Origin of the sequence: Mannheimia indoligenes (assembly GCF_036880405.1) — a bacterium.
Lineage (GTDB): Bacteria > Pseudomonadota > Gammaproteobacteria > Enterobacterales > Pasteurellaceae > Mannheimia > Mannheimia indoligenes.
Map to the genome: position 1 here is coordinate 71,015 of NZ_JBAJJM010000002.1, position 19,291 is coordinate 90,305.

The following is a 19,291-nucleotide window of genomic DNA, read 5'->3' on the forward strand; positions in this document are numbered from 1 at the left end:
TGTAACTAATAATTTCACAAAATTATAGAAAAAACTATGGTAGAATGAGGTGAATCAGAGGTTAGACCTCCAAAAATAACAATTCTAAAGGGTATTAATATGTCTGGCTTATTAAATTTCTATCGTGCTTTTCTCAATTTACCACTTTCACTTTTGGTAAAATCCCGTGCTATTCCAACTGATCCCGTAAACGAACTAGATCTGAACTTAGAGCAGCCTATCGTTTATGTGTTGCCTTATACTTCGCAAACGGATTTACTGATTTTGCAAAAAAACTGTTTGGCACTAAACTTGCCTGACCCATTGCAAGATAATGTTATTGATGGGCACGCTTTACCTCGCTTCGTATTTTTAGATGAGGGCAGACGCTTTTTTAAATCAAAAGGGGCAAAAAGTGAGACCGAGTCTATTTTTTATCGCTATTTAGATTTACATCGTGAAAAAACGGAGCTAGATGTTCAGCTTGTGCCTGTTTCAGTGTTATGGGGGCGAGCTCCGGGTAAAGAAGATGCACGTCATTTGCAAGTTTTAACTTCATTTCAGCGTTTTATGTCAATGGTTTGGTTCGGGCGTGATAATTTTGTCCGCTTCTCGCCAGCTGTGTCGCTACGTTATATGGTAACCGAACACGGTGCAGATGAAAAAATTGCACAAAAAATTGCTCGAGTGGCGAAAATGCACTTTGCTAAATTACGTTATTCTGCAATGGGACCTCGTTTGCCTAACCGTGAAGCAATGTTCAATAAAATTCTTAATTCAGAGGTAATTCAAGCTGCAATTGCAGAAGAAGCGAAAAAATCTTCGCCTGAAAAAGCACGTAAAGAAGCGGAAAAAATCATTAATGAGATTGCGGCTGATGTAAAACACGATAGTTTGCGTATTGCCGATCGTGTACTGAGTTGGCTTTGGAACAAGTTATATCAAGGCATTAATGTGCAAAATTCGGATCGTGTCAGAAAACTTGCCTTAGAGGGGCACGAAATTGTGTACGTGCCGTGCCACCGTAGCCATATGGACTATTTGCTTTTATCTTATCTGCTTTATCATCACGGTGTTGTACCACCGCATATTGCAGCAGGGATCAACTTAAATTTCTGGCCGGCAGGTCCGATTTTCCGTAGTTGGGGAGCATTTTTCATTCGCCGTACTTTTAAAGGAAACCGTTTATATTCCACCATTTTCCGTGAATATTTGGCGGAGCTATTCTATCGTGGCTATTCTGTGGAGTATTTCATCGAAGGTGGACGTTCTCGCACAGGGCGTTTGTTACAGCCTAAAACAGGTATGATGTCGATGACTTTACAAGCACTTCAACGTGGCTTAAATCGTCCATTAAGCATTGTGCCGGTATATATTGGCTATGAACACGTTCTGGAAGTGGATACTTATGCCAAAGAGCTGCGAGGGGCGGCAAAAGAGAAAGAAAATGCAGGTTTAGTATTACGCGTACTTAAAAAACTGAAAAATTTAGGTCAAGGCTATGTGAATTTTGGCGAGCCGATTCAGGTAAACAATTATCTAAATCAATATTTCCCTGAATGGAAGGAGCAAACTGAAGATACTCGCCCTAAATGGTTGAATGAGGCAGTAGATCAAATTTCTCATCAAGTGATGGTAAATATCAATAAAGCAGCAGCGGTAAATGCCAAGAATTTAGTCGGTTCGGCATTATTGGCTTCACGCCAGAGAGCTTTATCTCGTGAGCAGCTTATTGAACAGCTTGAGAGCTATGTTCAACTATTCCGCAATGTGCTTTATTCTAAAGATATGACTCTGCCGGAAGAAAGTGCAGCTGAAATGCTTGAGCACGTTATTCAATTACCTCGTTCCGGAGTAACCATTGAGAAAGACAATTTCGGCGAACTCATTCGTTTAGAACGTGAAGCTGCAGTATTAATGACATACTATCGTAATAATGTACAACATCTATTTGTATTACCTTCACTGGTAGCAAGCTTCGTGCTACATCACGAGGCGATTTCAAAAGATTTGGTTATTCAATCGGTTTATCGAATTTATCCGTTCTTGCAAGCAGAGTTATTTTTACACTTTAAGCAAGAAGAAGTAGCAGAACAGGTTGAAGCCATCATCAATGAGTTTGTTCGTCAAGGCATCATTAAAAATGAAAGTGATATGTTGATGATTAACCGTCTGCATATTCGTACATTACAACTTCATTCGGCTGGCGTGCGTGAGATTTTACAGCGTTACTACATCAGTTTAAGTTTATTGCTTGAACAACCGGATATTAGTCGCATTGCATTAGAAAAAGAGAGTAGTTCAGTAGCACAGCGTTTGTCGGTACTACACGGTATTAATGCTCCCGAATTCTTTGATAAAGCCATTTTTTCAACATTTACTAATAGTTTGAAAGCACAAGGCTACTTTGATGGTGGCGATAATTTAGTTACCGAAAAAGTGCAAGAAACTGAGGCATTACTAAGAAGTTTGATTTCTATTGAAGTGCAACAAACCATTCAAGGAGCGATGGCAAAAGTTGATGTAGAAAAAGTCGAACGTGAAAAAGTAGAGAAAGAAAGCTAACAAGCGGTTGTTTTTCTCACCTATTTTGCAAATAAAAAGGCTGAATGTTCATTACATTCAGCCTTTTGTTATTACTTAAATTATTTAGGCTCACCGATTGGTAAAACCGTTCTGCCAAAGCTTTCGTTGATAATATCTGCCGCTGCTAAGTAGAACGCTAAGAATGCCGTTAATAAACCAAAGTTACCACCGATATGCGTGATACTACTGTTGTGGGTGAAATCGCCCGCTGCTAATAAGTAGAACGTAATAGTTAAGCTTAAGAAAATCGCTTGTAACGCACGTGGTTTGGTTAAAGTACCGATGAACATCATAAATGTGAATGTTCCCCAAGCCACTAAATACCAGCCGATAAACTCCGGAGATACAGTTGAAGCAAAGAACACTTTAAATAATGCAAAAGACCACCAGAATGCACCGTAGCTGGTGAAAGCCGTAAAGCCGAAGGTGTTACCTTTAGCAAATTCAAACATACCTGCGATCATCTGTGCAGTACCGCCGAAGGCAAAGCCCATTGCTAATACTAAACCAACGTTTTCGCCACTAAATGTGCCATTATTAATTAAACTTAATAAAAAAGTCGTAAGTGCAAAGCCGCATAAACCGAGCGGAGCCGGGTTAGTTCCTGAATTTGGAGCTGACATTGAAAACCTCTATTGTATTGTTACACCACAAACTGTGGCAATGCTTTTATTCACTTCTAAGAAAGAAGCTATTTTCCCTAAATTTTAGGGCGATAAAGTATAGCGATTTTGCAGCGAATTGACTAGATATTTCGATTTTATTGCGTTTTTTTACAAAAAATTTAAAATTCTGATTGCACTTTGGAAAATAAAGGAAGAAATATGTTGAGTGTATATAATCAAATCACGCAATTTGGGCGAATTCTCGGCTCGCTTTTCTATGCTGAGCCAAACAGTAAACAAAATCAGCCGTTAGTCGCATTATTGCAAAATGGCGAATGGCAGGCAGAATGTGGTTTTTTAAGAGAACATAAGCGGTCAGAAATTCAGAAAAATTTGCAAAATGCCACCTCAGAACAGTTGAATGAGGCTTATCAAACTCTGTTTATCGGACCAAATGCGTTGCCTGCTCCGCCTTGGGGGTCGGTGTATTTGGATAAAGAATCGGTACTTTTTGGCGACAGTTTATTAAATTTACGCACCTTTTTGAATGACAATCAAATTGCTTTTTCCCTTAACCAAAATGAGCCGGAAGATCATATCGGATTGATGTTGATGCTAGTTGCCTATCTTGCAGAAGAAAATCCGAGCCTGCTTAAACCATTTTTTGCCGAACATTTTCTACCCTGGGCGTATCGCTTTTTTGAATTGTTCAATGCAGAGAATTATCCGTTTTATCGAGGCTTAGGTGAATTAACTTTTGAGTTACTAAAAGAATGGCAAAAAAATCTGGAAATTCAACCGATTACATTACAACTTTATCGTTAAATTAAGCTGACAGATAAATGAAAGACGAACGCTATTACGCTGCCTATTTGGAACATAATCGCATTTCACGGCGAGGTCTATTCCGAGCCTTAATCGGTGGCGGTCAAAAAGCCCAAGCTGAAAGTGCCGCAGAATTACTTAAAAGAGCTGTGGCACGTCCTCCTTTTGCGGTAGTTGAACCGTTATTTTTGAAATCTTGCAACGGCTGCGGTGATTGCGTTTCTGCTTGCCCTTATGGTTTGATTTTGCTCAAAGAGGGCAAGGCAAGCCTTGAGATCGATTTTTCTGCCTGTGATCTCTGTGGTAAATGTGCCGAAGTCTGTTCAACAGGGGCATTGGCATTGAACGTGCCACCCGATACAGGGCTACGTCCAAACATTGATCTCTCCTGTGTACGGCAGTACCACCAATCTTGCCTGTTTTGTGAAACTGCGTGCAAAACCTCTGCACTTTCGTTTAACTCTACGACTCGGAAAATGCAGCTAGACAATGAAAAATGCAATGGTTGCGGTGAATGTAAAACCGCTTGCCTACATAATTACATCAATTTGGCTCTCTAATTGATGCTGAATATGTGAGGCAAGTTGTTGTTTTTACAGAGTTTTTTGCAAAATTTTGTGGAAAATTGACCGCTTGTTACATTGAATCCTACTAAAAAGTTTCAACTTATTACCTTAAAGTTCCATCACCCTCCAAATTTGACCATTATCAAAGCCCACCCTAATAAAAATCTGCATAGTATTGGTAATTTTTTATTCTTTTTTCTTTTTTCTTTGTGGGGGAAACTATGCAGAAAAAATCAGAACAACCACTTTCTGTGAATAGACGGGATTTTCTGAAAGGCTCGGCGGCGGTCGGTGGTGTGGCACTGGCGGCAAGCAGCGTACAGATTCCGTTAGCGAAAGCGGAAACCAAGCCTGTGGCAACAGCCAAAGGCGAAGAAAAACTGGTGTGGAGTGCCTGTACGGTAAACTGCCACAGCCGTTGTCCGCTTAGAATGCACGTTCAAGACGGGGTGATTAAATATGTGGAAACCGACAATTTGGGCGATGATGTCTATGGCGATTTCCACCAAGTGCGTGCCTGCGCCCGTGGACGTTCAATGCGTCGTCGTGTTTATAATCCGGATCGCTTGAAATACCCGATGAAACGTGTCGGCAAACGTGGCGAAGGTAAATTCAAACGCATTTCGTGGGACGAGGCGTTTGAAGAGATTGCGTCTAACTTAAAACGCATTATCGCCCAATATGGTAACGAGGCTCTCTATCTGCCGTTTGCAACCGGTACGCTCGGGGCAACCGTGGCGGCAAGCTATCCGCCACCACGCAGTATTTCCAACCGTTTTATGAACAGTATCGGCGGTTGTTTGGGGCATCACGGCACTTACAGCTATTCGCAAATTTTTGAGGCGATTCCGTATATGTACGGTAGCAATGCAGCCAATAGCCCAACCGATATTGAAAACTCGAAATTAGTGGTCTATTTCGGTAACAACCCGGCGGAAACCCGTATGAGTGGCGGTGGTGTGACTTATCTCTACCAACAAGCCCAAGAACGTTCACAAGCCAAAACCATTATGATCGACCCACGCTATAACGACACCATCGCAGGTCGTGGCGAGTGGGTGCCGATTCGTCCGGGTACGGATGCGGCGCTAGTCGAAGGTATGGCGTATGTGATGATTACCGAAAACTTAGTCGATCAAGCCTTCCTTGATACCTATTGTGTCGGCTATGACGAGAAAACCTTGCCGGCATCAGCCAAACCAAACGGACACTACAAAGCCTATATTTTAGGCGAAGGCGATGATAAAACCGCCAAAACTCCTGAATGGGCGGAGAAAATCACCGGCATTCCAAAAAACAAAATCATTGAATTAGCCCGTGAAATTGGGACGACTAAACCGGCTTACATTTGCCAAGGTTGGGGGCCACAACGCCACGCCAATGGTGAACAAGCCTCTCGTGCCATCGCCATGTTGGCTTGCTTAACAGGTAACGTGGGGATTAACGGCGGAAACAGCGGCTCCCGTGAAGGTTTCTACACGATGCCGTTCGTGCGTTTGCCGGTGGGTAAAAACCCGATTGCGGCGAAAATTCCAATCTTTATGTGGACAGACGCAGTTACCCGTGGTGCAGAAATGACGGCTCTCAAAGACGGTTTGAAAGGAGCGGAAAAACTCAATCAAAACGTTAAATTCATTTTGAACTACGCAGGCAACTGTATCATCAACCAACACTCGGATATCAACCGCACCCACGAGATTTTGCAAGATGAAAGCAAGCTCGAAATGTTGGTGGTGATTGATAACCATATGACTTCCACCGCCAAATATGCGGATATTTTACTGCCGGACTGCACTACGTCTGAGCAAGCAGACTTCTGTATGGACGGCTCGGCGGGCAATATGGGCTATGTCATTTTTGCCGATAAAGCGATTGAACCGCAGTTTGAATGTAAACCGGTGTATGAAATTCTGTCGGGTATTGCCGAGAAAATGGGCGTGAAAGACGTTTTCACCGAAGGTAGAACCCAAGAAGAGTGGTTACGCCATCTCTATGCGCAAACCCAAGAGAAAAATCCGTTCTTCAAAGAAATTACCTTTGAACAGTTCCGTGAGCGAGGCATTATCAAGCAGAAAGATCCTGCCGGTCATATGGTGGCGTTCAAAAAATTCCGCCAAGATCCGGTGGCAAATCCGCTTGAAACGCCGTCAGGCAAAATTGAGATTTACTCTGAACGTTTGGCGAAAATTGCCGAAACGTGGGAATTACCGGAAGGTGATGTGATTAGCCCACTGCCGATCTACGCTCGCCAATTCGAGGGCTGGGACGATCCAAAACGTGAGCAGTTCCCACTGCAATTAGTCGGTTTCCACTATAAATCTCGTGTGCATTCGACTTATGCGAACGTGGATGTGTTAGAGCAGGCATCTCGCCAGTCGGTGTGGATCAACCCACTTGATGCCGAAAAACGTGGCATTAAAAACGGCGATATGGTGCGGATTTTCAACGATCGTGGCGAAACCCGTGTGATGGCAAATGTCACGCCACGGATTATGCCGGGTGTTACCGCAATGGGTGAAGGGGCGTGGTATATGCCGGACGGCAATCGGGTCGATCACAATGGCAGCTTTAACGTGCTGACCACACAACGCCCATCGCCGCTCTCCAAAGGCAATCCGCAACACACCAACTTGGTGCAAATTGAACGAGTACAAGGGTAAGGGGGTAGAAAATGAGTAAAAAACAGTACGGCTTTTATATTGATTCACAGCGTTGCACAGGATGCAAAACCTGCGAATTAGCCTGTAAAGATTACAAAGATTTAACCCCTGATGTCAGTTTCCGCCGTATTTACGAATACTGCGGTGGTGGCTGGAAACAAGAAGGCGAGGCGTGGACGCAAGATGTGTTCTCTTACTATCTCTCCATCTCTTGTAACCACTGTGACAACCCGGCTTGTGCCAGCGTTTGCCCGAGTAGGGCAATGCACAAGCGTGAAGACGGCTTTGTGGTGGTCAATCAAGACGTTTGTATTGGCTGCCAATACTGCTCAATGGCTTGCCCTTACGGTGCGCCTCAATTCAACCAACGCACAGGGCGTATGACCAAATGTGACGGCTGTTTCGAGCGTGTAGAGCAGGGCTTAAAACCAATGTGTGTGGAATCTTGCCCACTGCGTGCGTTAGATCTGTTGCCGATTGATGAACTGCGTGAGAAGTATGGCGAAATCAAAGATGTTGCGCCATTGCCACCATCGCACTATACCAACCCGAATATGGCATTACGCTTAAATACCAACGCCAAACCGACCGATTTTGAAGGCGGTTTCTTAGCTAATCCGAAGGAGGTTTAAAATGGGTGCAGGATTACACGAATTACCGCTGGTCTTCTTTACCGTCTTTGCACAGGCGGTGGTGGGGGCATTTATCGGCTTAACGCTGGTGCTTGCCACATCGCAAGGCAAATTGGCAGAAAATCGAGTGCATTATGCGATGACGATTTTGTGGGGGCTTATGGCGTTAGGCTTTATTGCATCCACCACCCACTTAGGTTCGCCAGAACGTGCTTTCAACGCTCTAAACCGTGTCGGGGCATCGGATTTGAGTAACGAAATTTTCACTGGCTCAACGTTCTTTGCCTTAGGCGGTGCATACTGGGCATTGGCAACGGCGGTATTTTTGCAAAAAGATAGCGTAAAACTACCGCTTGTCAGCCCACTCGCAAACCTTATCGCCCCGATTGCCAACAAATTACCCAAAGGTTGGGCAACACTCGGCAGAATTATCGTGGCGATTAGCGGTGTGATTTTCGTTGCGGCAATGGCGAAACTCTACCTCATCCCAACCGTGCCAACGTGGAACAGCATTTTCACCCCACTCTCATTCGGCCTAACCGCCTTACTGGCAGGTTCAGCCTTAACAGTGGTGCTGTTACAGTTAGCAAAAGTGGAAACAGGGCAATCTCTGTTCGCCAAACTTGTTGCACTCTTTGCGGTGATTGCGTTGGTGGTTACTTTCTTCCACTACCAACACCTAGCCCAAACCAAAAATGCGATTTTCCAAGCCCTTGATTTAGTGCCGGGCTATATGACATACAGCATTATCCGTTTTGGCTTGATTTTTGTTGGCGTGGTAGCGGTATTCATCAGCCTGAAAAAACAGTGCGTATGGTTAAGCGGATTGGGTTTTGTGCTGATTGTTGCCGGAGAATTACTGGCAAGAACCCTGTTCTACGGCACACATATGACTGTGGGCTTGAAAGCGTTAGGGGGCTAAGTTTGATAAGTTATCAAGCAATAAATTAATCCCTTTTCTTTGACTTAAAAAGCCATAATGGATCTATTTAGTCCATTATGGCTTTTTGTATCGAGCAAATTTGTTAACTATTTTTACTCTGTCGATATTGGCTCGGTGTTTCGCCATAAGCCTTTTTAAAGGCGGTAATAAAATGTGGCTCAGACTGAAAACCGCAGGCTAGGGCAATGCTTAAGACCGAATCAGGCTGGCTTTTCAGCAGCATTGCCGCTTTTTGCAGCCGTATTTTATGCACAAAAGCGTGGGGGCTAATACCTAAATTTTTGTTAAATAAGCGAATAAGTTGTGAGCGGGAGAGGTGAACCACTGCCGCCATTTCCTCAATTTGCCAAGAAAGCTCAGGGTTTAATAAGATTTCACGCATTAAAGGGCGTAATCGGGTATCTTGCCACGCTTTTAACACGCCGACCGTTTCCCGTTCGTGGTGGGTTAAATATTGGCGGAAAATCATCGTGAGAATCACTAATGCCAATGAATTGACTACTGACTTACTGGCAAAACCCGGATCATCACCTTCTTGGCGGAGCAGACTTAAAATGGCGTTTAATGGGGTTTCAGTTGCTTGAAAAATCAGCATTTCAGGTAGGTTATCCATTAAATCGGCTTGGCTATCATAGTGAAAATGTAGGCAAAACAGATCACATTCTGATTTTGTCTTGCTGTTTTGCACCAAGGTAAAGCCACCGAGCTCTGCTTGGTTAATCACGCTTTTGGCATTAACTGGCTCAATTTGGCTGCGTAATGTGTGATCGGCTGATTTTGGAAAAAAGGCAATATCGCCTTGATTAAGCTGAATAGTTTCGCCGTTATAGTAAAGATAAGCCGAGCCTTGGCTGACAATATGTGCCACAGCTTGCCTATCTTGATACGGGTTATCTAGCTGCCATTTGCCCTGTAGTTGGCATTTGACGTTGATTCCTGCCGAAATTTGGGAAAACGCCAAGAGTTTGTCTAAAACGTCCATTTTTAATCCTAAAATTGCGATGATTTCATTACAAGATGATATTTTTTGATAATAAATTCTATCAAATAAATGCAAAAATAGCTTTAAAGTTTACAGTTCATAATGGAGAAAATTATTATGTCATCTTTTCAAAATTGGGCAGAGCATACCACTCACGTTAAACAATCTTTCGGTAAATTAGGGCAGAAACATCCGAAAATGTTAGAAGCTTATAAAGCATTGGGAACGGCTGCGGCGGCTGAAGCCTTAGATCACAAAACCCGAGAGTTGATTGCTGTGGCAGTAGCGGTCACGACACGTTGTGAGAGTTGTATTAGTGTACACGCAGAAGAAGCGGCAAAAGCCGGTGCAACCGAAAGTGAAATTGCCGGTGCATTGGCAACCGCTATTGCATTAAATGCAGGTGCGGCTTACACTTATGCATTGCGTGCTTTAGAAGCCGTTGAGCAACAAAGATAGGAGGGAATATGAAAAAATGGATTTCAGTTTTGGTGTTAGCACTTGGTTTGCCAATTCACGTTAATGCGGAGCAAGCCACCGCTCAGCAAACACACGCAACGAAAGCAGCAGGTATTTGGATCGATGTGCGTTCAGCAGAAGAATTTCAGCAGGGGCATTTGAGTGGAGCATTGAATATCACACATACGGAGATTGCAAAACAGGTTTCTCAAATTGCCCCTGATAAAAATCAGCCTATCAATCTTTATTGTCGTTCAGGAAAACGAGCTGAAGCGGCTCGCAATGAGCTGCAAAAATTGGGCTATACCAACATTGTGAATCACGGTGGTTACACAGATTTAGTGAAACAAGGGCTGAAATAGCACCTTAATAGCGAATAACAGTGCCGAGCAAATGCTCGGCATTTTTGTTGAGAAAAAACCTATTTGCAAAAAATTTCAAAAATCTCACCGCTTGTAAGCCTAGCCCTAACCGATGGATTTCAAGTATAATATTGCAACGCAAACGTTTGCTTTAAATGTAAAGGAGAAAGAATATGACAACAATCGGCACCCCGTTAAGACCTAATGCAACCAAAGTGATGATGTTAGGTTCGGGCGAATTAGGCAAAGAAGTGGTGATTGAACTGCAACGCTTGGGCGTGGAAGTAATTGCGGTGGATCGCTACGAAAATGCCCCGGCACAGCAAGTGGCACACCGTGCTTATACGATTTCAATGTTAAACGGCGCTGCATTACGTGCATTGGTTGAAAAAGAGAAACCGGATTTTATCGTGCCGGAAGTGGAAGCAATTGCGACCGCTACCTTAGTCGAGTTGGAGCAAGAGGGCTATACTGTAATTCCTACCGCAAAAGCAACACAATTAACCATGAACCGAGAGGGTATTCGCCGTTTGGCGGCGGAAGAGTTAGGGCTGAAAACGTCCCCTTACCGTTTTGTCGATAATTTCGAGCAATTCCAACAGGCGATTAGCGAAATCGGTATTCCGTGCGTGGTGAAACCGATTATGTCCTCGTCCGGACACGGTCAGTCGGTGGTTAAATCCGAAGCCGATATTCAAAAAGCGTGGGATTATTCGCAAGAAGGCGGGCGTGCCGGCGGTGGACGCGTGATTGTGGAAGGCTTTATCAAATTTGATTATGAAATTACCCAGCTTACCGTTCGCCACATTCACGGCACATCATTCTTAGCCCCAATCGGCCATATCCAAATTGACGGCGACTATCGTGAATCGTGGCAGCCGCAAGCGATGTCGGAAATCGCCTTAAAACGTGCCCAAGAAACCGCTGAAAAAATTACCACAGCACTTGGCGGACGTGGCATTTTCGGCGTGGAACTCTTTGTGTGTGGCGATGAGATTATCTTTAACGAAGTCTCGCCACGTCCGCACGACACGGGTATGGTGACAATGGCATCGCAAGAGCTTTCGCAGTTTGCCCTACACGCCCGTGCGATTTTGGGTTTACCGATTCCGGAAATTCACCGCATCAGCCCGGCGGCATCAAAAGCGATTGTGGTGGAGGGTAAATCGGATAATGTGTGTTTCGGCGGCTTGGAAAACGTCTTAGCCGAAATCGGCACCAACATTCGTTTATTCGGCAAAGGCGAAGTGAATGGACACCGCCGTTTGGGAGTGATTTTAGCTCGTGATGAAAACACCGATAAAGCATTGGAAAAGGCTCGTAGAGCCTATGATCAGCTAGATATCAGCTTATAACAACAAGGGCTATTAAATAGCCCTTTTCTTTTGAAAATTACCAATACTTGTGACGCCAGCCGTGATGATAACCCACACCAATACTTGGGTAAATTACAGGGCGAATTGGATAAATTGTACTTTTTGAGCGTCTATCACTTTGGTTTAGTGCTTCATTGTTTGGTTGAGCATTTTTATCCACAGTTTGTTTAGTTAATATTCGTTGTTGATAATCGTGAACGGCTTGCATATCCATTGGCACAGTGCTTTGTTGTGCTGGAGTTGAACAAGCAGTAATGACGATTGATGAAACGAGTAGCATAATTTTTTTCATATCATTTCCTTATATTTGCAAAAAATTTGTTAATTTAGACCGCTTGTTTTCTATTTTTATCTTAAAGGTTTGTAATTTTTACCGATAAAATAAAAAAGGACGCACTAGGCGTCCTCATCTCTATTCTTTAAAATTAAAGAGCAGATTTTGCTTTTTCAACTAAAGCGGCGAATGCTACTTTGTCGAATACAGCGATGTCAGCTAAAATCTTACGATCGATTTCAACAGATGCTTTTTTCAAGCCGTTGATGAATTTGCTGTAAGATAAACCGTTTTGACGTGCTGCAGCGTTGATACGAGCAATCCATAATTGACGGAATTGACGTTTACGTTGACGACGGTCACGGTAAGCATATTGACCAGCTTTAATTACAGCTTGGAACGCAACGCGATAAACACGTGAACGCGCACCATAATAACCTTTAGCAGCCTTAAGAACTTTCTTATGGCGTGCTCTTGCAATAACACCACGTTTTACACGAGCCATTATTTAATCTCCTAAATTGTCTATTTTGATTTATGGACGACTTCTCGCCCCTAAGAATTACTATTCGTACGTTTGTGTTTTTAACGCAGCCTTAGGCTTATGCGTATGGTAAACACGCTACTACTAAAACTTGGTCTGCTTTCGCTACCATTGATTTATGACGTAAATGACGTTTACGTTTAGTGGTTTTCTTAGTCAAAATATGACGTAAGTGAGATTGTTTACGTTTGAAACCGCCAGAAGCTGTTTTTTTGAAACGCTTAGCAGCACCACGTACTGTTTTAATTTTAGGCATTGTTAAAAAACTCCGCATTGTTTTTGGTTTAAATGAATAATCAGGCGAACTCTTATGAGTTACTTGGTTGCACTGATTACGCTACTTTACGGCTTTCACCGCAATCTAAAAAAGCAGCTCAGGCTGCTGAGTGTGCCTGTCTGCTTTTGTTTCTCTTTACGAAAAACGAGCGAATTTTACAGAATAAGCTCGCTTTTTGCAAGTGAATTATTTTTTCTTCGGTGCGATAACCATCACAACTTGGCGACCTTCCAATTTGCCCGGTGCAGATTCAACTGCTGCAATCTCAGCAGTATCTGCTTTCACACGTTCTAAAACGTCCATACCGATCTCTTGGTGAGCCATTTCACGTCCGCGGAAGCGAACCGTAATTTTTACTTTATCGCCATCTTCTAAGAAGCGAAGAATGCTACGCAATTTAACTTGGTAATCGCCATCATCTGTACCCGGACGGAATTTGATTTCCTTCACTTGTACCACTTTTTGCTTTTTCTTTTGCTCTTTTGCCGCTTTTTCTTTTTCATAGATGAACTTACCGTAGTTCATAATACGACAAACAGGCGGTTCAGCATTTGGGCTGATTTCTACTAAGTCTAATTCAGCTTCTTCAGCTTTTGTTAATGCTTCTTGAATTGATACAATACCAAGTTGTTCGCCATTTTCATCAGTTAAGCGAACTTCTTTCACACCACGAATTTCTTCATTAATACGGTGTGCACGGTTTGTTTGAACACGTTTTACAGGTTTAATAGCCTTATTCCTTCTAGTAAATTTTTGGTTAAATAAGACCGCTTGAAAGCGGTTAAGTATTTTTATAGTGTCCGTTTTATTTTATAAAAAACAGATAAACGTTCGGATTCTATAGGATTTTCAATGCTTATGCAATAATAAACCCTTATTTAGCTCCCTATTTTCGGTTATTTTGATGTTCTTTGATTAATGTCATAAATGCTTGACCAAATCGTTCAAATTTTCGCTCACCGACACCGTTTATTTCGAGCATTTCCACTTTTGAAGTCGGCAGGAATTCCGCCATTTCTTGTAGCGTGGCATCATTAAATACAATATAAGGCGGAATATTTTCCTTATCGGCAATCTGTTTACGCAAGAAGCGAAGACGAGCGAATAGGTCTTTATCATAACGATGGCTTGCTTGTTTTTGCACAAATGCCGTGGCGGAAATACCCAAGCGTGGCAATGCCAGTTGTAACGGTTTCTCACCACGTAAAAAAGGTCTTGCACTTTCGGTTAATTGAAGAGCTGAATGATTAGCTATATTTTGATAAATCAGTCCTAAATGAATGAGTTGTCTTACCACATTCTGCCAATAATGCTGGCTCTGTTCTTTCCCAATACCGTAAACTGAAAGTTGATCGTGATTGTGTTCACGAATTTTTAAGTTATTCATTCCACGAAGTACAGCAATAATGTGGTGCTGACCGAAAATCTGCCCTGTTCGATAAATAACCGACATCACTTTTTGAGCATCGAGTAAGCCATCATATTTTTGTGGCGGATCTAAGCAAATATCGCAGTTTTTGCAATCTTCTTGTTTATGTTCGCCAAAGTAATTGAGTAAAACTAAGCGGCGGCAAGTTTGTGATTCCGCAAATTCGCCGATAGCGTGTAACTTGTGCTGTTTGATGTCTCTTTGTTCGCTTTCTGGCTCTTCTAAGAGGATTTTTTGTAGCCAGCCATAATCGCTTGGATCGTAGAAAAGTATTGCTTCCGAAGGAAGATCATCTCGTCCAGCACGTCCTGTTTCTTGGTAATAAGATTCGATAGAACGGGGAAGATCGAAGTGTACAACAAAACGGACGTTTGATTTGTTTATCCCCATTCCAAAAGCAATGGTTGCCACCACAATTTGAATGTCATCTCGCTGAAATGCATTTTGTACAAATTCTCGCTGTTCAAAACTCATTCCTGCGTGATAGCCCAGCACGCTAATATTTCTGGAAGCTAATTTTTCAGTAATTTCTTCCACTTTTTTACGGCTATTGCAATAAATAATTCCACTTTTTCCCTGCTGTTTATTGATGAATTTCAGCAACTGTTCAAGTGGCTTAAATTTTTCTTGTACCGTATAGCGAATATTCGGACGATCAAAACTACCTAAATAAATATGTGGATTATTTAGACGTAAATGGTGAAGAATATCCGCTCGTGTTGTTGGGTCTGCTGTGGCGGTTAGTGCCATTAACGGCACGTTAGGAAACGTATTTCGCAAGCCACCAAGTAGAGTGTATTCAGGGCGGAAATCGTGTCCCCATTGGGAAACACAATGGGCTTCATCTACGGCAATAAAACTAATTTTACAGAGTGAGATAAAATGGAAAAAGCCTTGTGTCATCACTTTCTCAGGGGAAAGATAAAGTAATTTTAATTTACCTGATAAGGCTTTTTGCTCTACAAGCTGTTGTTCTTCGAGTGTTTGAGTAGAGTTTAAATAGGCAGCTTCAATACCATTGGTAATGAGCTGATCTACTTGATCTTTCATTAATGAAATCAGTGGCGAAATAACGAGCGTTATGCCATCCAAACATAGAGCAGGTACTTGATAGCAAAGGGATTTTCCACCGCCTGTTGTCATAATTACAAGGCAATCACGATTTTCCAACACGGCAGAAATGACTTCTTCTTGCCCGTCTCGGAATTTTTGATAGCCAAAAACATTATTTAAAACAGAAATTGCGGTGGTATTCATTATTTTTATATGTGGGGAAGCACTATGTGCCTCCGCAAGCGGTTTATTTGAGGAAAAAATTTACAAATATAAATTATAAAAGGACGCACTTCAGTACGCCCTTACAAACAATTAGAAAGAAATGCTTTCACCGTGTCGAGCAAAAGCTTCTTCTAAATGTTGCCAGAAGGTGCGACCTTCGTCTGTAACCCATTCTCCATCAATGTTTTTAAAATGAATGCCACCTAATTTGCTGGCAAGCCATAGTTCTAACATCGCTTCTTGTTTGTTAATGATGATTTGTGATTCGTCATCAAAGGTTAAAGTGCAAACTGCACCTTGAATTTCGGTATCAACCGATAAACCTTCGTCATCAATTTTTTCTTCAATTTGCTGCCATACTTGTTCAACAGATTGGTGGAATTGTGCTGTGTTCATTTTTTATCCTTAAAATATGTTGTTGTTTGAAAGAGATATTTTTGCAAAATTACCAAGAAATTTGACCGCTTGCAATGCTATTTAATTGGCGGTAGTTCGGTCATCGCCCAGCGAGGTTTTACGCTAATACTTAAATCGCTGTGTTCGCCGTTTTTTAAACGTAAAAAACCTGTGTAGGCAATCATCGCACCGTTGTCGGTGCAAAATTGCGGGCGAGGGTAAAATACTTCGCCTTTGAGTTTTTGCATCATTTCGGCAACGTCGGCACGTAATTGCTTGTTGGCACTTACACCGCCTGCCATCACTAGCCGTTTATAGCCTGTTTTTTCTAATGCCCGTTTGCACTTAATTAAAATAGTATCCACTACCGCTTGTTGGAACGCGTGAGCAATATCGCAACGAGTTTGCTCGTTAATTTCGCCATTTTCGTTTGCGTTGGCTTTAATGGTATTTGCAGCAAAAGTTTTTAAGCCGGAAAAGCTGAAATCTAAGCCCGGTCGGTCGGTCATCGGGCGTGGGAATTTAAAACGATTTGGTGTGCCAGATTCGGCAAGTTTTGACATCGCAACTCCTGCCGGGTAATCCAAACCTAATAATTTCCCGGTTTTGTCAAATGCTTCACCTGCGGCATCGTCAATAGATTCGCCCATTAATTCGTATTTGCCGATACCATCGACTTTCACTAATTGGGTGTGTCCGCCTGAAATTAATAACGCCACAAACGGAAATTCGGGAGCGTTTTCTTCCAACATAGGAGCAAGCAGATGCCCTTCCATATGATGAACGCCAAGAGCCGGCACATTCCACGCATAAGCTAAAGAGCGAGCAATGGTTGAGCCTACTAATAATGCTCCAACCAAGCCCGGACCGGCGGTATAAGCAATACCATCAATATCGGAAGGCTGAAGGTTAGCTTCTTTTAGGGCTTCTTGGATGAGTGGGAGCGTTTTGCGGATATGATCTCGTGAAGCAAGCTCCGGCACAACACCACCATAATCAGCGTGCATATCAATTTGGCTGTAGAGCTGGTTTGCTACTAAGCCTTTTTCTTCATCATAAATGGCAACGCCGGTTTCATCGCAAGAGGTTTCAATACCTAAAATTCGCATAATTTCCTAATGAGCTAATAAGTTATAAAGCCAAAAGGGGCGAAACCGCCCCTAATATTCTGGTATATTTAATTAGAATTGTTCACCATATTCCGGTTTTGCCGGGTTTGGTAAGGTTTTATTTTCGTATTCTTTAATTAATAGTTCGGTTTTTTGCTCTGAATCTTGAATACCCATTTGTTTAAATGCTTCTTTCAGATAAGGAAGGGCATTTTTAGTTGCTTCGGTATTTGGATAGAAACGCAACATTTCTTCTACGCGATTTACTACTGCAACGTACGCATTACGTTTATCATAGAATTTTACGATCGATAATTCGTGTTCGGATAAACGGTTGAATAAATAGTTCATCCAATTTTGAGCATCTTGAGCATATTGGCTTTGTGGATAGTGCTGAACGATAGTTTGGAAGTTACCGTAAGCGTTACGCACATTATCCACTGCACGAGAAGCACGATTTACTTTAAAGAAATCTTGGATAAAATTATCGCCTAAGCGTGCATTTGAAAGACCGGCTAAGTAGAATACATAATCCATATTGGCTGCATTTGGATAAGAACGGGCGAAACGTTCTGCAGCATCTAATGCTTTATAATATTCGCCTACTTTATATTGTGCATAAATTAAACTTAATTGGGTTTGTTCACCAAGACCTGAATATTGACCACCTTTAGCACTCACTCCCTCTAAATAACGAATGGCAGAGTTATAATCGCCGTCTTGTAAATAGGTTTGCCCTTTGCTATAAAGATCTTGAACGTTTGATTCTTCGATGTCTTTATTAGAACTTGAACAACCTACAACAAGCCCTGCTAATGCTAATGTGGCAAGAGTTTTAAATTTACGCATATGTTTTACCTATAAAAAGTGTCTGAGACCAAAAGTTAATGTACAATACCTCAGACTAAGAATAACTTATGAAGTTCATCTCACTATTTTATATAACATCACGCAAGTAAGCAAATGACTAATTAGGATTTATATTTTAATGACTACTCAAAAAAAGATTTTAACCGCAGAAATTACAGCTGACCTATTAGGTGCTCGTTTAGATCAAGCACTGGCACAACTTTTTCCGGATTATTCACGTTCACGCATTAAAGTGTGGATTGAAAGCGATTTAGTAAAAGTGAACGGCAATATCATCAATAAAGCACGAGAAAAAGTATTTGGTGGCGAAATGGTGGAAATTACCGCTGAAATCGAAGAAGAAATTCGTTTTGAGCCGCAAGATATTCCGCTCAATATTGTGTATGAAGATGACGATATTATTGTTATCAATAAACCAAAAGATTTAGTGGTTCACCCCGGAGCGGGCAACCCTGATGGTACGGTATTAAATGCGTTGTTGCATTATTATCCGCCGATTGCAGAAGTCCCACGAGCCGGCATTGTGCATCGTTTAGATAAAGATACAACAGGCTTAATGGTGGTAGCGAAAAATATTCCAGCCCAAACTCACCTAGTAACAGCATTACAAAAACGCCGTATTACGCGTGAGTATGAAGCAGTCGCAAGCGGCATTATGACTCAAGGTGGTAAAGTTGATGAACCAATGGCTCGTCACCCAACCAAGCGTACTGCGATGGCTGTTCACCCAATGGGGAAACCGGCTGTGACTCACTATCGCATTATGGAGCGTTTCCGTAACTACACCCGCTTGCGTTTACGTTTGGAAACCGGGCGTACTCACCAAATTCGTGTGCATATGGCACATATTGCTCACCCTTTATTAGGTGATCAACTTTATGGCGGCAGACCTCGCCCACCAAAAGGAGCAAGTGAGGAATTTTTATCTGTTTTACGCAGTTTTCAACGCCAAGCATTACACGCTATTATGCTACGCTTAGAACACCCGATTACAGGGGAATTGATGGAATGGCACGCTCCATTACCGGAAGATTTTGTGGAACTCATTCAAGCATTAAAAGCGGATTACGAGCTTTATAAAGATGAACTAGATTATTAATTTAACGTATTGCGTTTATAATTTAGACTTGTTATATTGA

The 19,291-nt window shown here is 42.3% G+C and carries 20 protein-coding genes; 10 read left to right on the forward strand and 10 right to left on the reverse strand.

Features of this window, described 5'->3' with window-relative positions; all coding sequences use genetic code 11:
• Window positions 1-99 precede the first annotated feature (99 nt).
• The gene (gene plsB / locus V6W77_RS02105) at window positions 100-2,544 is read left to right on the forward strand and encodes a glycerol-3-phosphate 1-O-acyltransferase PlsB (protein ID WP_334253652.1); all 2,445 of its coding nucleotides are present in this window, start codon (window positions 100-102) and stop codon (window positions 2,542-2,544) included.
• Between the two features lie 80 nt (window positions 2,545-2,624).
• On the opposite strand, the gene V6W77_RS02110 is transcribed toward plsB, so the two are convergent.
• Window positions 2,625-3,188, reverse strand: a complete 564-nt coding sequence (locus V6W77_RS02110; RefSeq protein WP_025236371.1) for an acetate uptake transporter — start codon at window positions 3,186-3,188, stop codon at window positions 2,625-2,627.
• A 201-nt stretch (window positions 3,189-3,389) separates the two neighbouring features.
• Here V6W77_RS02110 and dmsD point away from each other — a divergent pair, with 201 nt between their 5' ends.
• The 5 genes from dmsD (at window position 3,390) to V6W77_RS02135 (ending at window position 8,775) form a co-directional block, all read left to right on the forward strand.
• Entirely contained in the window at window positions 3,390-3,995 is a 606-nt protein-coding gene (dmsD, locus tag V6W77_RS02115) for a Tat proofreading chaperone DmsD (protein ID WP_334253653.1), read from the forward strand.
• Between the two features lie 17 nt (window positions 3,996-4,012).
• Window positions 4,013-4,555, forward strand: coding sequence for a ferredoxin-type protein NapF (gene napF / locus V6W77_RS02120; RefSeq protein WP_334253654.1), 543 nt, complete (start codon window positions 4,013-4,015; stop codon window positions 4,553-4,555).
• Between the two features lie 227 nt (window positions 4,556-4,782).
• The gene (locus tag V6W77_RS02125) at window positions 4,783-7,221 is read left to right on the forward strand and encodes a DmsA/YnfE/YnfF family dimethyl sulfoxide reductase (protein ID WP_334253655.1); all 2,439 of its coding nucleotides are present in this window, start codon (window positions 4,783-4,785) and stop codon (window positions 7,219-7,221) included.
• 11 nt (window positions 7,222-7,232) lie between these two features.
• On the forward strand, window positions 7,233-7,853 hold the full coding sequence (locus tag V6W77_RS02130) for a DMSO/selenate family reductase complex B subunit (protein WP_334253656.1): 621 nt from the start codon (window positions 7,233-7,235) through the stop codon (window positions 7,851-7,853).
• 1 nt (window position 7,854) lies between these two features.
• Window positions 7,855-8,775: a DmsC/YnfH family molybdoenzyme membrane anchor subunit gene (locus V6W77_RS02135; protein WP_334253657.1), complete on the forward strand. Its 921-nt coding sequence runs from the start codon at window positions 7,855-7,857 to the stop codon at window positions 8,773-8,775.
• Window positions 8,776-8,878: 103 nt separating this feature from the next.
• Here the strand turns inward: V6W77_RS02135 and V6W77_RS02140 are convergent, their stop codons facing one another.
• Window positions 8,879-9,778 (reverse strand): AraC family transcriptional regulator, encoded by a 900-nt coding sequence (locus tag V6W77_RS02140; protein ID WP_334253658.1) that lies wholly within the window; start codon window positions 9,776-9,778, stop codon window positions 8,879-8,881.
• Between the two features lie 117 nt (window positions 9,779-9,895).
• On the opposite strand from V6W77_RS02140, the gene V6W77_RS02145 reads away from it, so the two are divergent.
• The 3 genes from V6W77_RS02145 (at window position 9,896) to purT (ending at window position 11,954) form a co-directional block, all read left to right on the forward strand.
• The gene (locus tag V6W77_RS02145; RefSeq protein ID WP_334253659.1) at window positions 9,896-10,237 is read left to right on the forward strand and encodes a carboxymuconolactone decarboxylase family protein; all 342 of its coding nucleotides are present in this window, start codon (window positions 9,896-9,898) and stop codon (window positions 10,235-10,237) included.
• 8 nt (window positions 10,238-10,245) lie between these two features.
• A complete protein-coding gene (locus tag V6W77_RS02150; RefSeq protein ID WP_334253660.1) occupies window positions 10,246-10,599 on the forward strand; it encodes a rhodanese-like domain-containing protein in 354 nt (117 codons plus the stop codon).
• A gap of 173 nt (window positions 10,600-10,772) precedes the next feature.
• Window positions 10,773-11,954, forward strand: a complete 1,182-nt coding sequence (gene purT / locus V6W77_RS02155) for a formate-dependent phosphoribosylglycinamide formyltransferase (protein WP_334253661.1) — start codon at window positions 10,773-10,775, stop codon at window positions 11,952-11,954.
• Window positions 11,955-11,991: 37 nt separating this feature from the next.
• Here purT and V6W77_RS02160 read toward each other — a convergent pair whose 3' ends face one another.
• From V6W77_RS02160 to V6W77_RS02195, 8 genes are all read right to left on the reverse strand, one after another.
• Window positions 11,992-12,267: a hypothetical protein gene (locus V6W77_RS02160; RefSeq protein ID WP_283386155.1), complete on the reverse strand. Its 276-nt coding sequence runs from the start codon at window positions 12,265-12,267 to the stop codon at window positions 11,992-11,994.
• A gap of 133 nt (window positions 12,268-12,400) precedes the next feature.
• Complete coding sequence (gene rplT / locus V6W77_RS02165; RefSeq protein ID WP_005596075.1) at window positions 12,401-12,754, reverse strand: 50S ribosomal protein L20; 354 nt, start codon at window positions 12,752-12,754, stop codon at window positions 12,401-12,403.
• Window positions 12,755-12,851: 97 nt separating this feature from the next.
• The gene (rpmI, locus tag V6W77_RS02170; protein ID WP_005596065.1) at window positions 12,852-13,049 is read right to left on the reverse strand and encodes a 50S ribosomal protein L35; all 198 of its coding nucleotides are present in this window, start codon (window positions 13,047-13,049) and stop codon (window positions 12,852-12,854) included.
• Between the two features lie 207 nt (window positions 13,050-13,256).
• On the reverse strand, window positions 13,257-13,799 hold the full coding sequence (gene infC / locus V6W77_RS02175) for a translation initiation factor IF-3 (protein ID WP_081732111.1): 543 nt from the start codon (window positions 13,797-13,799) through the stop codon (window positions 13,257-13,259).
• Between the two features lie 157 nt (window positions 13,800-13,956).
• Window positions 13,957-15,756 (reverse strand): DNA helicase RecQ, encoded by a 1,800-nt coding sequence (gene recQ, locus V6W77_RS02180; protein ID WP_334235964.1) that lies wholly within the window; start codon window positions 15,754-15,756, stop codon window positions 13,957-13,959.
• Between the two features lie 111 nt (window positions 15,757-15,867).
• Window positions 15,868-16,173, reverse strand: a complete 306-nt coding sequence (gene cyaY, locus V6W77_RS02185; protein ID WP_025236366.1) for an iron donor protein CyaY — start codon at window positions 16,171-16,173, stop codon at window positions 15,868-15,870.
• A 77-nt stretch (window positions 16,174-16,250) separates the two neighbouring features.
• The gene (gene tsaD, locus V6W77_RS02190) at window positions 16,251-17,282 is read right to left on the reverse strand and encodes a tRNA (adenosine(37)-N6)-threonylcarbamoyltransferase complex transferase subunit TsaD (RefSeq protein WP_334253662.1); all 1,032 of its coding nucleotides are present in this window, start codon (window positions 17,280-17,282) and stop codon (window positions 16,251-16,253) included.
• A gap of 72 nt (window positions 17,283-17,354) precedes the next feature.
• Complete coding sequence (locus V6W77_RS02195) at window positions 17,355-18,131, reverse strand: outer membrane protein assembly factor BamD (RefSeq protein ID WP_334253663.1); 777 nt, start codon at window positions 18,129-18,131, stop codon at window positions 17,355-17,357.
• 139 nt (window positions 18,132-18,270) lie between these two features.
• On the opposite strand from V6W77_RS02195, the gene rluD reads away from it, so the two are divergent.
• Entirely contained in the window at window positions 18,271-19,251 is a 981-nt protein-coding gene (gene rluD / locus V6W77_RS02200) for a 23S rRNA pseudouridine(1911/1915/1917) synthase RluD (RefSeq protein WP_334229734.1), read from the forward strand.
• The last annotated feature ends 40 nt before the right edge of the window (window positions 19,252-19,291 follow it).

What these genes read in the sequence shown, in the direction of transcription:
- plsB (WP_334253652.1), top strand. Translation starts at nt 100, where the DNA reads ATGTCTGGCTTATTAAATTTCTATCGTGCTTTTCTCAATTTACCACTT.
- V6W77_RS02110 (WP_025236371.1), bottom strand. Translation starts at nt 3,188, where the DNA reads ATGTCAGCTCCAAATTCAGGAACTAACCCGGCTCCGCTCGGTTTATGC.
- dmsD (WP_334253653.1), top strand. Translation starts at nt 3,390, where the DNA reads ATGTTGAGTGTATATAATCAAATCACGCAATTTGGGCGAATTCTCGGC.
- napF (WP_334253654.1), top strand. Translation starts at nt 4,013, where the DNA reads ATGAAAGACGAACGCTATTACGCTGCCTATTTGGAACATAATCGCATT.
- V6W77_RS02125 (WP_334253655.1), top strand. Translation starts at nt 4,783, where the DNA reads ATGCAGAAAAAATCAGAACAACCACTTTCTGTGAATAGACGGGATTTT.
- V6W77_RS02130 (WP_334253656.1), top strand. Translation starts at nt 7,233, where the DNA reads ATGAGTAAAAAACAGTACGGCTTTTATATTGATTCACAGCGTTGCACA.
- V6W77_RS02135 (WP_334253657.1), top strand. Translation starts at nt 7,855, where the DNA reads ATGGGTGCAGGATTACACGAATTACCGCTGGTCTTCTTTACCGTCTTT.
- V6W77_RS02140 (WP_334253658.1), bottom strand. Translation starts at nt 9,778, where the DNA reads ATGGACGTTTTAGACAAACTCTTGGCGTTTTCCCAAATTTCGGCAGGA.
- V6W77_RS02145 (WP_334253659.1), top strand. Translation starts at nt 9,896, where the DNA reads ATGTCATCTTTTCAAAATTGGGCAGAGCATACCACTCACGTTAAACAA.
- V6W77_RS02150 (WP_334253660.1), top strand. Translation starts at nt 10,246, where the DNA reads ATGAAAAAATGGATTTCAGTTTTGGTGTTAGCACTTGGTTTGCCAATT.
- purT (WP_334253661.1), top strand. Translation starts at nt 10,773, where the DNA reads ATGACAACAATCGGCACCCCGTTAAGACCTAATGCAACCAAAGTGATG.
- V6W77_RS02160 (WP_283386155.1), bottom strand. Translation starts at nt 12,267, where the DNA reads ATGAAAAAAATTATGCTACTCGTTTCATCAATCGTCATTACTGCTTGT.
- rplT (WP_005596075.1), bottom strand. Translation starts at nt 12,754, where the DNA reads ATGGCTCGTGTAAAACGTGGTGTTATTGCAAGAGCACGCCATAAGAAA.
- rpmI (WP_005596065.1), bottom strand. Translation starts at nt 13,049, where the DNA reads ATGCCTAAAATTAAAACAGTACGTGGTGCTGCTAAGCGTTTCAAAAAA.
- recQ (WP_334235964.1), bottom strand. Translation starts at nt 15,756, where the DNA reads ATGAATACCACCGCAATTTCTGTTTTAAATAATGTTTTTGGCTATCAA.
- cyaY (WP_025236366.1), bottom strand. Translation starts at nt 16,173, where the DNA reads ATGAACACAGCACAATTCCACCAATCTGTTGAACAAGTATGGCAGCAA.
- tsaD (WP_334253662.1), bottom strand. Translation starts at nt 17,282, where the DNA reads ATGCGAATTTTAGGTATTGAAACCTCTTGCGATGAAACCGGCGTTGCC.
- V6W77_RS02195 (WP_334253663.1), bottom strand. Translation starts at nt 18,131, where the DNA reads ATGCGTAAATTTAAAACTCTTGCCACATTAGCATTAGCAGGGCTTGTT.
- rluD (WP_334229734.1), top strand. Translation starts at nt 18,271, where the DNA reads ATGACTACTCAAAAAAAGATTTTAACCGCAGAAATTACAGCTGACCTA.